The 769-nt window shown below is 53.8% G+C and carries 1 protein-coding gene; it reads left to right on the top strand.

The features are described from left to right. Nucleotides 1-17: 17 nt before the first annotated feature. On the top strand, nucleotides 18-509 hold the full coding sequence (locus CVS27_RS20410; protein ID WP_207767611.1) for a hypothetical protein: 492 nt from the start codon (nucleotides 18-20) through the stop codon (nucleotides 507-509). The last annotated feature ends 260 nt before the right edge of the window (nucleotides 510-769 follow it).

The following is a 769-nucleotide window of genomic DNA, read 5'->3' as shown; positions in this document are numbered from 1 at the left end:
ACGCTCTGTGGTAGCTGGTGCTGCTTTCCGACTTGAAGAGCCGTGGGCTTACGGCCAAAGCTGCAGAGCCAGATATCCTGGTTGACTTCGGCATGGGCGATTACCCGATCGCATGCAAGAAGATCTGGTCAACGCTCGGGGTTGAGAAGCGTGTCAGCCATGCTGCTAGGCAGCTGGCACCGTTCAACAATGGCGGAATCATTGCCCTCAATTTGGACGATTTGGTCCCTGTCGGGAAAGTCGTGAGTGGTCCTAACAAAGCTGATGCGAGAGGCGTACTGAGCGCGTTCAATTCAGAGTTTATTGAGAGTCACAGAAACGTGCTGCAGAATGCTGTCATGGACGGCAAATGCGATGGATTTCTCATCTCGACGACTGCCTTTGCCGTGCTATGGGAAGAGGAGACTTCGGCCTATCTAGCGTCAGAAGGCACGCTGTGGCACCTGGGTGATTCGTCGCAGGAAGCCTGCGAGCGATTCCGTGCGTTTCGTAACTCGCAAGGCATTTAACCAGGGGCTTGAAGCAAAGGGCAGGGGAGGCACGCCTGTAGAGCCACGAAAATGGTGACTCTGCAGGCTCAGCAAAAGCTGCCTCAAGGTCATTCTTTGGCGATAGCCCCCATCAGTTTTCAAAGATCAGATGAGAAAGGCCTATCTGATCCACCCAATAGTTGGCTCGGCAGGACTCACATTCTCACGTCAATCCAAGTGACATCATCACTCACGACAGCAATGTCCCCAGCTGGCTCATTGATCGCAGCAGCTTGCTG

This window comes from Arthrobacter glacialis (assembly GCF_002909445.1).
In the GTDB taxonomy this organism is placed as follows: Bacteria; Actinomycetota; Actinomycetes; order Actinomycetales; family Micrococcaceae; genus Specibacter; species Specibacter glacialis.
This window is presented reverse-complemented; position numbering and strand designations above follow the sequence as displayed.